The organism is Rheinheimera soli (assembly GCF_021290985.1).
GTDB lineage: Bacteria > Pseudomonadota > Gammaproteobacteria > Enterobacterales > Alteromonadaceae > Pararheinheimera > Pararheinheimera soli.
Genome location: NZ_JAJOYU010000043.1, coordinates 13,848 through 27,445, shown reverse-complemented (window position 1 = coordinate 27,445; position 13,598 = coordinate 13,848). Strand labels below are relative to the sequence as shown.

Sequence of the window (13,598 nt, the reverse complement as noted above, 5' to 3'; positions counted from 1 at the left end):
TGATAGTTTAACTAATACCATAAATAAGCAATATGTTTACACCCAAGGATCAGAGCTGTGGCTCTGATCCTTGTTTTGGCAACACCAGCCAGATTTTGCCGTAGTGACGTAAGCTATCGCTGCGCTGCTGAGCTTCATCTCCAATCCCCTGATACACATCAATACGACCAGGCGTTTTAATAGCGGCGCCTTTATCCTGCGCCAGCATCAATCTGAACTCATGGCCTGTTAATTCACCTTTGTCATCCAGCAACGGCACTTGCGCCAGTACTATTGAACCCAAAGGAATAAAAGCCGGATCAACGGCTATGGAGTGCAGTGGAGTTAAAGGCACATTGGCGGCACCTACAGGTTTATCTAAGCCCGGCGAGAAAAAGGTGTAGCTTGGGTTGCGGCTCATCAGCTCACGTTGTCTGTCCGGATGTTTGGCCAGCCATTCTTTAATGGCTGTGGCAGAAATGGTGTCCGCAGTGTATTCGCCCATTTCAATCAGCACTTTACCTAAACTGCGATACGAATGGCCGTTACCGCCGCCATAACTTAGCAAATGCTGTTGGCCGTACTCATCTTCAACCACGCCAGAGCCTTGTACCTGCATAAAAAAATTATCGACCAGACTGTTGCTGTAAAATAGTTCCAGCCCTTGCCCGGCCAAAGCCTGTTCAAAGTCGATTTGTTCACGGCTGGGATATTGGCTTAAACCAGCAGGTTTGCGATAAATAGGGTATTTGTATTCTGCATCCGGTGTCGAGCGTACTTTAAATACCGGCACATAATAACCGGTAAATTGCACATTACCTTTGCCATCTTCACCGGCCAACTGATACAAGGCAAAGGCCTTACTGCCTTGCGCTAACGGTTGGTCTGCCCAGGCTTGTAAATCGCGTATTGTTTGTTGCAACTGAGTTTTACTGACTGCTAAACCCGGCAAGTTATGCTGCTGTGGCACTGACTTTTTGTTTAAGTATTTTAGTTGTTCTTCAAGGCCTGCCAACAATTCCGGGGTCAGCCATTGCGTTTTTAAGGCGGCTTCTGGTTGCAACTTGTAAGTGCCATTCAATGCTTTGGCTTTTTTATCCAATCCATTATTGGCAAACTGATTGGACTGATGAATGCCGGAAGGGGTTTGGCTGCAGGCCGATAAAACCAAGCTGGCGATGCCAAGCCACAAAAGATGATGTTTCATAAGAGATAAGATTCAAAAAAGACTGTGGCGGCACTCTATGTCACCAAAGCTTTACTGACAACAGCTGAACAGAAAATTTTAGGCCGGGCAGGTTAAAAACAACTATTTGATAAAAACACTAATGCTTGTATTATCAGTTTTACACACAGCGATGTTCTGCTTTGGTTTGACAGGTAAAACAATGAAACTATGGAAAGTAAGTGTTTTGATACTGCTAACAACGCTTGGGGCCATCACCTCAGTTCAGGCTGCACCCAAAACTACCGATCTGAAATTTGTGTTGTATTACCCGCAAGTACCGCCTTACATGTATCAGGACGAAAAAACACAAAAAGTAGTAGGGCTGGTGCCTGAAGTATTACAGGACTTTTTCCAACAACAAAATATTCGTGTTCAGTATGTGGCCGATAACAGAACCCGTGCTGAACACAGGCTCTATCAGGGAGAAGTGGATGCCATTTTACTGGCAAAAGAATGGACTCAACATCCTGATCAACTGCTGTTTTCCGAACCGTTATTAGAGCATAAGGATTATTTATTCGCCCGCCAGCCATTGGCCGCGCAAGGGCAGTTAGCGGACTGGGTGAGAGGTAAAGCCATCTGCACCCGCCAGTATTATATTTATGACTCCTTAACGCCATTTTTTCAGACCAATGAGACGGCCAGAGTGGACTCGTCCAGTGAACTGACTCAACTGAATATGTTGCTCAATGGCCGGTGTGATTTTGCCTTTATGAATGAGCATGTCGCTAACTGGTTGTTGCATCATCACTTTCCTGACAAACAACTGTACCGCTCTGCTACTGGCTTTAGTCCTGTAGGTTTAACCGTGGCTTTTCATCCACGCTGGAAACCCCAACTGGCGGCTTTTAATCAGTATCTGCGTGAGCAACAACAGCAAGGCACCATAGCGCAGTGGTTGAAGTTTTATGTGACTAAATCCTGAGGTTGTGCGCGTTTCCGTAACTGCTGTCTGCTGAACTTGCCAGATTATTCCAACCAGACACTGCTTTAGATCAAATCAAAGTAGTCTTCTTTGCCACATACTCCGTAGCGTTATCTATCAAGGGGCAGAACACCTTGATACAACCAAAGACAAAACGGAGTAAAAGATGGGAAATTTAGACAGACGTAATTTTTTAAAACTATCGGCTTCGACCTTAGTAGGTATCACTTTAGGCGGTACAGCCTTGCATGCTGTGGCTCAAGAAGTGGTGAAGTCTGACGATCCAATGGCAGTGGCGATGAAATATGTCGCAAAATCCACTGTTGAAGGCGCCAACTGTGCCAATTGTATGCAGATACAAGGCAAAGATGGCGAAGCGTTACGGGGGTGTAATATTTTCCCTGGTAAGCTGGTTCATGCCGAAGGTTGGTGTGCAGCCTGGGCGAAAAAAAGCTAAATCGCTCAACCCATTGGATTTATGCACACAAAGCCAGTAGCACAAGCGCTGGCTTTTACATTTTGCTGTCCTGCAAAATGCCTGCTCAGGCCATCGTCGCTGCGCTCCATTGTTAACAATCGCTCCCGGCGATTGTTTTACATTTTGCTGTCCTGCAAAATGCCTGCTCAGGCCATCGTCGCTGCGCTCCGCTGTTAACAATCGCTCCCGGCGATTGTTTTACATTTTGCTGTCCTGCAAAATGCCAATGAGCTGTAGTCCGATAAGTTAGGGGCAACGTTGTCTTTTGGTAGGGAATTATGCCGTATTACAGCAGCGGTTTTTTCTTGTCGAAAATCAATACGTTCGGTTTCAGCTGCTATGGATTTCAGGCAAGATATGAAGGAATTGACCCAGAAGCCAAATCTGATATAGGGTTTGATGTTGTCTTTAACCAGAAAGCAACCAGATGGTATCAAGTGGGGATGGCGAAAAGCGATGAAATATGCGAACAGGCTTATTGGAGAAAGCACCGGCTATGGTAACTATTAAAGATGTGGCAAAACATGCCGGAGTGGCTTTTAAAACTGTAGCCCGAGTCGTAAACAACGACCCAACGGTAAAACCAGAGAACAGAGAGAAGGTATTGCGGTCTGTTGAGGCGTTGGGATACCGCCCAAACCGGGCGGCTCAGATGACCCGACGTAAAAAATCCGGCGTTATAGGTTTTATTGCGGATGAGTTGTTACGGATCCCATACACCTTTGATTTAATCCGCGGTGCCCAGGAAATGGCGTGGAAACACAACAGAGAGTTGATGGTGCTGAACATTAATGAGCACAAATATAGTCTGGAGGCTGCAGTGGATCATTTATTCCAACACAGAGCTGAAGGCATTATCTATGCGTCTATGTACCATCGTCAGGTCAGTTTGCCCGATAGCCTGACTCAAATTCCCACTGTTTTAGCGAATTGTTATACCTCTTGTGGGCGTTTTGCGACCGTTGTGCCGGATGAAGAGCTTGCAGGCGAACAAATCGTCGGCTCTATGCTGGATAAAGGCTATAGACGTATTGCATTTCTGAATCTTGATGAGCGTATTATTGCCGCACAAGGGCGTAAAGCCGGGGCTATCCGCGCTTTTGAAAAGCGGGGGGAGTCATTGCAGAATTTGCATATTGAATCCGTGATTGTTGAACAGGATGGCCAATTGATCTCAAGAGCGCGGCTGGCTGCATGCGAAGTGATAAAACAATTTAAACCTGATGCTATTTTATGTGGTCAGGATCCGATGGCGATGGAAATTTATTTTGTATTACAGTCTCTGGGCCTGAAAGTGGGAGAAGACATTGGTATTGGCAGTTTTGACAACTGGGATCTGATCCCTGAGCTATTGCAGCCCAGTCTGACCACAATGGCATTGCCTCACTATGAAATGGGGCGTTGGGCCTTTAATTATTTGCTGGATGAACGCACTGATGTAGTGGCCAGCAAACTACCATTCAGACTGATCAGCCGTGGCTCATTGTGAAACAGGTTTCAAGCCTGTCTGAGCAGGAGAGAGCCAGAATGCTGACAGCAGGGTGCAGCACACCACAACGCTGCCGATTAGCAGATAGGAGTTAGCATAGCCATAGTGGTCATACAGATAACCAAAAAATGGCGACAACACCATAGCGCTGAGTTGGCTGAACAGCAAAAATCCCACCATATACAAGGTAGTAGACAGCCGTGAGTCGAACACGGCAGCTATATATTTGAACATAGCGACCAATAACACAGGCAGTTCCACCGCATGTAGCAGCTTTAACGCAGAAATAGCCAGCATTCCTGTCGCTAGTCCTGAACCCAGTATTCTTATCGCCATAATACCACCAGCAAAAATCAGCGCCCGCCTTGCTCCCATTCGGTTTACCAGTGCCGGGGTGACAAACATCAGTGCGGCCTCCAGAAAAACCTGCGAAGAATTCAGATAACCAAAATAGATATTCGCCAGTTGAGGGTCTGCAAACTTAGAAGCAAAATAAACCGGAAACTGCTGGTCAAATACCTGATAAATACAAGGCACACTGATGATATAAAATGCAAAACGCCGAAACTCCGGTAGTTTCAATACCTGCAGCAGATCAGACAGGCCAGGCTTTGTGATGTGCCGCTGGCAACTCAGTGAAGCAGAAGAGGTGGGTGTGGTCACTCGTATCAGGCAAAACAAGAAAACAATACCGGCCAGACTGGATAACCAGAAAACTGATTGCGGATACCAGTTCAGTAATAAACCTGTAAAAAATGTGGCGACGGCCCAGCCCAGAGATCCCCACATTCTGGAGCGACCAAACTCAAAACCATCTCTGCGGCTTAAGCGTTCAATAAAAGATTCCAGCACCCCTACAGCTGCGCCAAAACTCACCGCAGTAAACAGGGCTCCAACTCCAGAACCCAGCCAGAAGTTACTCTTCAGCAAGGGTTGATAAAGCCAGTTAAAAAATGGTCCACAACATAAAATGGTGAGAGCCACCACATAAAGAAGGGTTTTACCTTCGCTTAACCTGTCCTGCCAAAAGCCATAAAAAGGCATCAGTATAAATGCCACCAGGGCATTTATACTGAAGACAAAACCAATATCTGTTGCAGTCAGTCCTACGTTTTGTTTTAGCCAAATGGCATAAAATGAAAAGGAAAAAGACCAGGCAACAAAAAAGCTGAAAAATGCGCCATTAAGCAACCAGTAATTCAGGCGGTGTTTTTGCATCTGCTCTTTCCCCTTCAGGGTTTAGGCTAATTTTTCCAGATTGACTTTAGCTCTGTTAAGGTCAATTGCTCGATGGTCGAGCCTTTGGCAAGATCTAGCTTCAAGCTGTCATAAGGTTGTTGTGGAAACAGCAGGGCGGTCATCACCACCTGACCATCTTGCCAAAACAGCTCCAGTGAGGATGCATCCAGTACTAAGGTCAGGGTGTTTTTACTGAAATCCCCCATCATTGGTGCTATTTGCACATTGCCAAAATGTTTATCAAAATCCACCTTACCAGACTGTCTGCGATCAAGTCGTAGTTCTTTTTTCACAAAATCAAACTCAATTTTTACCTGATCACCAGCCTGGTTATGCAAAATCAGCTCAGACACACCTTGCTGTTGCTCCAGCTTCAGGTCAATACGGCTGGAACCGGACTGATGTTCAGGCTTAGGTAAAGCTATTGTATGCCGGCCTGAAAGTGGCCCAAATTGCTTTTTATTCAGCTCAAGCTTTTGCAGTTCAGGTATCAGTGTAGATTTCAGTCGTAACAGGCCATCACTGTGCACCAGATCCAGCTGTCGTGGTAAGGTCATGGCACTACGCCATACTTCAGTCGGAACCGTTTGTGCATATTGCCAGTTGCTCATCCAGCCCATAAAGATGCTCTGTTTCAGCTCTCCGGGTATAGCGCTGAAGGTGACGCCAGCATAATTGTCCGTACCATAGTCCAGCCAGAGTGCAGGTTCTACTTTAGAAGAAGCAGGTTTATCGGAAAATACAATCTGATCCAGATAAATATGTCCCCAATTTTCGCTGATCTCATCGATCACCTGCAACACTGCCTGCTGCCCTTTCAGATCGGTCACATCCCAACTATGTATTTGAAAGTTCTCGCTATTTTGGCCTGTTGCAGTGCGGACTACCTTGCCATCAACCAACAGGTTCATGCCTAGCTTTCCATCAAACTTGCCACCAGCCAACATAAAGTTGATGTAGCTGTTGCTAATAGTAAAGGCTCTTGATGTTAAAGTTCCTGTGGCCTTGTCTTTGTCGGCGAAACTGTTGAGCAAATACTGGCCTTCAAAACCCTGCACCGGTGACTGTGCCGGGTGAGCACCAGCGGTTGGCGCATTCGCAAAGGCGTTACCCACTGCAGTCCATCCCTGTATTCCACTTTCAAAATCAGCGAAGATTTGCCCTTGTGGAAATACTGGTGCTTCAGGTTTTAATGCCTGTTGCCAGTCTTCATCCAACTGAAAGCTTTTGCCGTCAAAGTCACCGACAAAATACTGAGTCGCAGAGCCTCCATTCGGGCCGCCAGAACCTACACTGACAATCAGCACATACTTGTATTGTTCTGAACCTTCAATGGGCAACAGAACTAAATCCGGACATTCCCAAACGCCAATATGGCTGCCCCAGTCTTTGCCAAAGTTACTTTCGAAGTTCCAGTCGATTAAGTTTTTCGAGCTGTAAAAACCTATATGATCGGCCTGCGCCAGCACCATAATCCATTTTTTACTCTGCTCATGCCATACCACTTTAGGGTCACGAAAATCTTTGATCCCAGGATTCGCTAACACAGGGTTTGCCGGGTGTTTTATCCAGCTCCGGCCTTTATCCAGGCTATAGGCCAGGCCTTGAGTCTGGAAATCTGTCCGGCCCTGTTTTTCCCCTACAGGGTCATGATAGGTATAAATGGCGACTATAGGCGGGTTCTCTTTCGTACCCAGGCCGCTGGTGTTTTCATGATCAACAACGGCGCTGCCAGAAAAGATTGTGCCTAACTGATCCGGATATAAGGCTATGGGCTGATGTTCCCAGTGCAACAGATCTTTACTGATCGCGTGGCCCCAATGCATAGGGCCCCACACTGATGCATCCGGATTGTACTGATAAAACAGGTGGTATTCGCCCTGGTAATAAAACATACCGTTTGGGTCATTCATCCAGCGTTGTTCAGGCGTAAAATGCACTTGTGGCCTGTATTGTTCCTGATAAAGCGGCAGGGCTCCAGCTCCGGTGTTTTTTGGTGTTGAAGGCAGGTTACAGCCTGCCAGAACTAAAGCCGTGCATAAAACATAAATACGACGCATAGGTTATATCTCCTTCGACAGCAGGCTACCGGATAACTCTTCCAGGGTCCTGCCTTTGGTTTCTGGCATCATGGTTTTGACAAAAATGAGTTGTAACACCATGGCGAATGTGAAAAATGCAAAGACCTGAGCCGCGCTGAAATGGGCAAGAACCCAGGGCATCATCAGGGTGATAAGAGCTGCAAAGATCCAGTGAGTACCTGAACCCAGTGACTGGCCTTTAGAGCGCACAGCATTTGGGAATATCTCTGAAATAAAGACCCAGATCACAGCGCCTTGGCCTATGGCGTGGGCTGCAATAAAGGTAAAAATGGCACCCACAACAAAATAGCCAGTGAATCCGCTGGAGAAAGCCCAACTGACAGTTGCGAGTGACAAGATGTAACCTACAGAGCCTATATACATCAGCGTTTTTCGACCCAGCCGATCAATCAGGTAGAGCCCCAACATGGTAAAGACTAAGTTGATCACTCCTATACCAGCACTGGACAGCAATGAGGCTGAGCTATCCAGTCCTGCCAATTCAAAAACGCGGGGGGCGTAATAAATTATAAAATTGATACCGGACACCTGATTAAAGACGGCAATCAGAAATGCCAACATAACGGGGAAACTGTAGCGTCTGGCCAGCAAGGATTCGTTAGCGTGAACCCGCTGCTCGCGCTGGAAATCGCTAATAATTTGCTCAGCATTCTGATGCCCAAGCTGGCGAAAGACGGCTCTGGCCTGCTCAGGTTTTTGTTGTTGCAATAGCCAGCGGGGACTTTCAGGTGCACGTAACACCATCAATAAATAAGCCAGCGCCGGTATAGTTTCTACACCCAGCATTAATCGCCAGTCGGCATCAATAGTGCCGGCCAGCAAATAATTTGACAGGAATGCGACCAGAATTCCGAATACAATCTGGAACTGGTACAACGCAACCAGCCGACCACGCCAGGCTGCCGGCGCAATTTCTGCGATATAGGCCGGAACTGCAATAGAGGACATACCCACACCTAAGCCGCCAATAAAACGAAGTACAGCAAAGCTGTAGGGATCAGGTGCTAAGGCGCTGCCAATAGCGGAGATTGTATAAAGCACACCAATCAGCACCAGTGTGAATTTACGGCCAAAACGGTCACAAGGCCAACTGCCGAACAATGCACCCAGTACTGTGCCCCATAATGCTGAGGACATCACAAATAAACCATGAAACAGAGGGGAGCTTTGCCATAGCTCTTGTGTTGGTTTATCTGCGCCGGAAATAACGGCAGTATCAAAACCAAACAAAAAACCAGCGACAGCAACTGTCATCGCCCAATACAGAATTTTATTCATATCTTTCTTCTTTAGTGACAACAGTCAGAGCGGACACCAGGCCAGCTCTGACTGGTGCTGGTTAGTATCCCGGGTTCTGGACGTACAACCCGCCGCTTAAGTTGATCTGCAGATTTGGGATCGGCAGGTATTCGTGTTTGTTTTTGGTGAAATGAGCCGATTGCAGGTAAGGTTTTCGGCCTTTTTCTATCAGGAAATACTGATCCAGACTTTCTTTGGCTACCCCCCAGCGCACCAGGTCAAAAAAGCGATGGCCTTCCAGTCCCAATTCCAACCGACGCTCCCAGCGCAAGGCTTGTCGGGCTTCGTCTTTTGAGTTGAAAGCGCTGTACTGACCTATTCTGTAGATACTTGCGTTGTTTAAACGGGCGGTGCTGGCTGCAGCTCTTTGGCGTAACCTGTTAATAATTGGCACTGCTTCGTTCATTCGATCCAGTTCAATCAGAGCTTCAGCTTTCCATAACAACACATCTGAAAAACGCACCATTACAGTGTTCAGAGAGAAAATAGGGAAGGGGCCATTTTCGCCACGGCAATCACAGTCAGGATGTTCTAAATCTTTCATCCCTGTGTAGTTTCCATAGATAGCTGGTGCTCTGGACCAGGAGTCTCCACCATGGATTAGATTGGCATCGTATTTAAAAGGTTTACCTTGCATGGCGACAGTGTGATCCAGTCGAGGGTCAACAGCGTCTGTGTCTTTGTTATAAATAGCGTTATTCCCTGTATCAAACAAAGGCAAGCCATCAGCCCCTGTTTTGAAGGCATTAACAAAGTTTTCTGTCGGCACATGAAAACCACAACAACCAAAGCCACCTGACTGAGGAGCATTTAATGCGCTGGCCCAGCTGCCGCGTCCATCCGGGGAGCCATCATTTAACGAACGCTGTATTGCAAAAACGGATTCCACACCATTTTCATACTCAACTAGGAAGTTTTTTGCATAGTCGTCGTACAGGTTATAGACATTCGACTGCTCGACTTCTGTCACCAATCTGACCACTTCATTGAGCTTGTCTGTATTGATAGCAATAACATTGTGTTGTTCGTCTTGCTCATAAGCTTGATACAACAAGGTTTTTGCCAGTAATGCTTTTGCAGAAAGGGCGGATGCCCTGCCGACATCTTTTTGCACATCAGGCAAATTGTTCACAGCAAAACGAAAATCGTCCGCTATTTTGTCCCATAACTGTTGATCTGTCAGATCGCGGTTACTGGTGGTCAGTATTTGCTCCTGCGACAGTGTTTCATCTATCCAGGGCATCCATTTGTGGTGGATTTTTAAGTCAAAGTAAAACAGTGCTCTGACAAAACGAGCCTCAGCAACTTTTTGCTGCAGCGTATCTCTTACCGCGCTGTCGGCGTTGGCAATGACACGCAGCACTTCGTTTGCACGGGAAATGCCTGTGTAATTGCGGGTCCATTTTTTATCATTCAAATCAATAAGGTCGGGTGGAAAAGATTCCATTTCCGGCACTATAGGTTCAAACATAGATAAGGCATGGTAAGCAAAGATATCGGAAGGGCCATTACCACCTTTATGGGCATCTCCAGCACGAAGATTTCCTGTAGGCCATAAAAAGTTGGGCGCTGTGTAGTGGTCGTTGCCAAGGTAGCTATAAGCGGCAATCACCAGTGCATCTATATTAGCTACAGTGCTGACTTGATCAGGTGTCAATACTGCCTTTGGCGGCACGTCCAGATCGTCACTTCCGCCACAGGCAGCCAGCTGCAGTGCAAGCAGGCTGCAGAATAAAGGGTATATAAGCTGTTTCATAGTAGTTCTCATTCGTTGATGTGCTGAAATTGCTGTTAAAAGGTCATTTCAAGGCCAAGAGTGATACGGCGTGGCACCGGGAAGACTTCATTGGGTGTTTCCGGATCTTCGCTTAAGGTTCCACCCGGTGTCAGAGTGAGTAAATTAGAGGCTTGCAGGTAAATCCGGGCTTCCTGAATGCCAAATTTATCCAGCAGATCAAGATTAGGTCTGTAACCAACGGAAATATTTCTGAGCTTCAGATAACTGCCTTCTTCCCAGAAAAAACTGGACTGACGGCCTTCGCCATTGGTATCAACTAACGTCAGGGCTGGTACAGTGGAGTCGGTGTTTTGCAAAGTCCAGGCGTCCAATACTCTTGATCCATAGTTAGAGCCAATATTCAGCGAGGTGAAATCGGTAAAGAGGCGCCAGTTGTTACGGATTTGGCCACCTTTCACACCTTGCCAGAACATATTGAAGTCCCAGTCTCTGTAGTTCAGTGTCAGATTCAAGCCATAGAGAAAATCAGGATCTGTAGTAGCAAAAAAGTCCTGATCGTTTTCGTTGATCACGCCATTGCCATCCAGATCTGCCCAGCGTATCCGCCCCGGAGCTGCCCCCGCCTGAGTTGCATGTTCATCTACTTCGGTTTGGCTTTGAAACAATCCTTCGGCCACATAACCGTATACAGAGTTGATGGAACGACCAAGAATGGTTTTATCCTGGCCGTTGCCACCAAAGCTGTTGATCACGTCTTGCGGTAAGGCTGTAACCTTATTTCTGGATTTGGACAAGTTAAAGGATGCGTCCACTTTGAGATCGTCCCAGCCATCGAAACTTAGCCAGTCCTGATAACCTAAGATCATTTCAAAGCCATTATTTTCGATGGTGCCACCGTTTACCCATTTTTGTGCTCCTTCACCTAAAGTGGCGACAGGGCGGGTCAGTGTAAGAATGTCCGTTGTTTCTTTCTGATACCAATCGAAGCTTGCATAGACAGTGTTGGAAAACAGGTCAATATCAAGACCTATGTTGCTTTGTGTTGATGTTTCCCATTTCAGATCAGGGTTACCCGTTTGAGCACGTACAAAACCTGAAGGCAAAGTACCTCCATTGGCACCTGTTATGTCATAAGCTGTGCCTTCGTCTTGTTGATTGGTAAACAAAGACTGAGTGGCGTAACGAGGGATATAAGTGGTTGCGGTGGCATTGCCTGGAATCTCCTGATTACCGGTTTCACCCCAGCTCAGCCGTAGTTTCAGGTTGGAAATATAGGCGAGATTAAAAAACTCTTCGTTGGACAGCACCCAGCCTGCAGAAAAGGCCGGAAAGGTGCCGTATTTATTGTTTTCGCCAAACCGGGATGAACCATCACGTCGCACTGTGGCTGATGCAAGATAACGATCATCGTAGTTATAGTCGGCACGGGCAAACTGAGAGTCCAGTGCCCAGCTGTCGCCATCACCTTCCACCCGTACATCCCGGGTAGCCTGAGATAAGAACGCAAAATCACGATCGTTGGAGGCAAAACCAGACCCTATGGCGCGGGCAGATTCGCTTTTAAAGTTGATTTTTTCAATACCAGCCAGCAAATTGAAGCTGTGTTTCTCATTCAATACCACTTTGTAGCTGGCGGTATTACTGGCGATGATGCTGCGGCTCCAGTTGTCATCGACCGTCAGCCTGTCGCCAAAGGTCAGAGTTCCGGCTTTAAAACTACGGGTAAAATTACGGAAGTAGAACTGGCTGTAGTCGACACTTAAACTGCTTCGGAGTTTAAGATCCTCTAAAGGACTGTATTCGGCAAAAAAGCCAGGCATCACCTTGTTAAAACGGTGGTTATTGTCACGGTTTTGTTCAATGATCCTGACCGGGTTATCCCTGTCAGTGATCCCAGGCACAGGGCCTCCCCAGCCACCTTCATCGTTGAAAACCGGGACTATGGATTGCTGCTCAATGGATAAACCCAGAATTTGTCCTGCTAAGTCATTAATCAGGTTGCCAACCTGATTAGTCAGCAGAAAAGTTTGGCCTACTTTTAAGCGGTCTTTAATCAGTTCATGTTCAGAGTTAAGCCGAAAGGCCATACGTTCAAAGTTAGAACCATCCACTATGCCGTCTGAGTTGTAATAACCAATTGAACTGTAATACCGGCTATTGTCATCTCCTCCAGATAAAGACGCATTGAAATCCCGCACATCAGCTTCGCGGGTGACTAAATCAAACCAACGGGTGTCGGCGGGGCGTTGCAGATTGTCGGGATCTGTAAACGCAGGAAGGTTTACGCTATTGAGTTGTGGATTATCGTAATCGCCATTCCAGTCAAAGTTATACAAGGGGCTTGCTGTATTCGGATTGGTTTTGTCATTTACTGCGGCACGCCATACGGCTGCGCCTCGTTGTTCAGTATTCAGGGGTTGTAGATCGTAATTATAACTTTCACGGGTCTGATTAAAACGAAAGTTAAAATCAAGACCTTCTTCACCCTTTTTTGTCGTGACCACAATGACGCCATTGCCGGCACGTGAACCATAAATACTGGCCGCGGCAGCGTCACGCAGTACCTGTACGTCCGCTATATCATTGCTGTTGATCTCGTGCAGACCTGATTTAGTGGGAATACCATCAATCACGTACAGAGGGTCATTGTTTCCCAAAGGACCCAAACCCTGGCCACGAATACGAACAGTGGCCGCTGAGTTCGGGTTGCCACTGGTGGTTATTTGCAGGCCTGGTACCCGACCTTGTAAATTTTGCATGATATTACCTGCTGGCATGTCGGAAATATCTTCAAGCTTTACTGTTGCTATAGCGCCCGTCAGGTCTTTTTTCTCAACTGAGGCATAGCCATAAGAAACCTGAATTATTTCGATATCCTGTTGTTCTTTTTCTTCATTTTTTTTCTGTTCTTCCTGTATAGGCGGCTCTGTTTGTTGCTCTGCCAAAACGAAAGTGGGGAGTAACAAAGTGCTACTTGTCAGAAGCATATGAATGCCTCTCGCCAACGGATGCATGGAGAATGTTTTCATGTCTTGTCCTGTTGATGTAATGTTATTTTTATCGACAATAAACAACGTTGTCTTTTTGTTTATAATGCAGGATGAACGTTTTTTCAACATAT

9 protein-coding genes are annotated in these 13,598 nt (G+C 46.6%); 3 read left to right on the top strand and 6 right to left on the bottom strand.

Annotated elements, in window-relative coordinates; all coding sequences use genetic code 11:
- Window positions 1-49: 49 nt before the first annotated feature.
- A complete protein-coding gene (mltA, locus tag LSG37_RS19720) occupies window positions 50-1,186 on the bottom strand; it encodes a murein transglycosylase A (protein WP_233081696.1) in 1,137 nt (378 codons plus the stop codon).
- Window positions 1,187-1,367: 181 nt separating this feature from the next.
- Between mltA and LSG37_RS19715 the strand changes: the two genes are divergently transcribed.
- The 3 genes from LSG37_RS19715 to LSG37_RS19705 all read left to right on the top strand — a co-directional run bounded on the left by LSG37_RS19715 (window position 1,368) and on the right by LSG37_RS19705 (window position 4,099).
- Entirely contained in the window at window positions 1,368-2,132 is a 765-nt protein-coding gene (locus LSG37_RS19715; protein WP_233081694.1) for a substrate-binding periplasmic protein, read from the top strand.
- A gap of 166 nt (window positions 2,133-2,298) precedes the next feature.
- Window positions 2,299-2,589 carry a high-potential iron-sulfur protein gene (locus tag LSG37_RS19710; RefSeq protein ID WP_233081692.1) on the top strand — a complete coding sequence of 97 codons (291 nt, stop codon included), beginning with the start codon at window positions 2,299-2,301 and terminating at the stop codon, window positions 2,587-2,589.
- A gap of 517 nt (window positions 2,590-3,106) precedes the next feature.
- Window positions 3,107-4,099 carry a LacI family DNA-binding transcriptional regulator gene (locus tag LSG37_RS19705; protein ID WP_233081689.1) on the top strand — a complete coding sequence of 331 codons (993 nt, stop codon included), beginning with the start codon at window positions 3,107-3,109 and terminating at the stop codon, window positions 4,097-4,099.
- On the opposite strand, the gene LSG37_RS19700 is transcribed toward LSG37_RS19705, so the two are convergent.
- The 5 genes from LSG37_RS19700 to LSG37_RS19675 form a co-directional block, all read right to left on the bottom strand.
- A complete protein-coding gene (locus LSG37_RS19700) occupies window positions 4,091-5,317 on the bottom strand; it encodes an oligosaccharide MFS transporter (RefSeq protein ID WP_233081686.1) in 1,227 nt (408 codons plus the stop codon). The two genes, LSG37_RS19705 and LSG37_RS19700, sit on opposite strands and share 9 nt — an antisense overlap.
- A 26-nt stretch (window positions 5,318-5,343) precedes the next feature.
- The gene (locus LSG37_RS21310) at window positions 5,344-7,398 is read right to left on the bottom strand and encodes a glycoside hydrolase family 32 protein (protein WP_269836675.1); all 2,055 of its coding nucleotides are present in this window, start codon (window positions 7,396-7,398) and stop codon (window positions 5,344-5,346) included.
- 3 nt (window positions 7,399-7,401) lie between these two features.
- On the bottom strand, window positions 7,402-8,718 hold the full coding sequence (locus LSG37_RS19685; RefSeq protein ID WP_233081684.1) for a sugar porter family MFS transporter: 1,317 nt from the start codon (window positions 8,716-8,718) through the stop codon (window positions 7,402-7,404).
- A 61-nt stretch (window positions 8,719-8,779) separates the two neighbouring features.
- Window positions 8,780-10,495, bottom strand: a complete 1,716-nt coding sequence (locus LSG37_RS19680) for a RagB/SusD family nutrient uptake outer membrane protein (RefSeq protein WP_233081683.1) — start codon at window positions 10,493-10,495, stop codon at window positions 8,780-8,782.
- 35 nt (window positions 10,496-10,530) lie between these two features.
- Complete coding sequence (locus tag LSG37_RS19675) at window positions 10,531-13,506, bottom strand: SusC/RagA family TonB-linked outer membrane protein (RefSeq protein WP_233081681.1); 2,976 nt, start codon at window positions 13,504-13,506, stop codon at window positions 10,531-10,533.
- Window positions 13,507-13,598 lie beyond the last annotated feature (92 nt).

What these genes read in the sequence shown, in the direction of transcription:
- LSG37_RS19710 (WP_233081692.1), top strand. Translation starts at nt 2,299, where the DNA reads ATGGGAAATTTAGACAGACGTAATTTTTTAAAACTATCGGCTTCGACC.
- LSG37_RS19700 (WP_233081686.1), bottom strand. Translation starts at nt 5,317, where the DNA reads ATGCAAAAACACCGCCTGAATTACTGGTTGCTTAATGGCGCATTTTTC.
- mltA (WP_233081696.1), bottom strand. Translation starts at nt 1,186, where the DNA reads ATGAAACATCATCTTTTGTGGCTTGGCATCGCCAGCTTGGTTTTATCG.
- LSG37_RS19685 (WP_233081684.1), bottom strand. Translation starts at nt 8,718, where the DNA reads ATGAATAAAATTCTGTATTGGGCGATGACAGTTGCTGTCGCTGGTTTT.
- LSG37_RS21310 (WP_269836675.1), bottom strand. Translation starts at nt 7,398, where the DNA reads ATGCGTCGTATTTATGTTTTATGCACGGCTTTAGTTCTGGCAGGCTGT.
- LSG37_RS19675 (WP_233081681.1), bottom strand. Translation starts at nt 13,506, where the DNA reads ATGAAAACATTCTCCATGCATCCGTTGGCGAGAGGCATTCATATGCTT.
- LSG37_RS19715 (WP_233081694.1), top strand. Translation starts at nt 1,368, where the DNA reads ATGAAACTATGGAAAGTAAGTGTTTTGATACTGCTAACAACGCTTGGG.
- LSG37_RS19680 (WP_233081683.1), bottom strand. Translation starts at nt 10,495, where the DNA reads ATGAAACAGCTTATATACCCTTTATTCTGCAGCCTGCTTGCACTGCAG.
- LSG37_RS19705 (WP_233081689.1), top strand. Translation starts at nt 3,107, where the DNA reads ATGGTAACTATTAAAGATGTGGCAAAACATGCCGGAGTGGCTTTTAAA.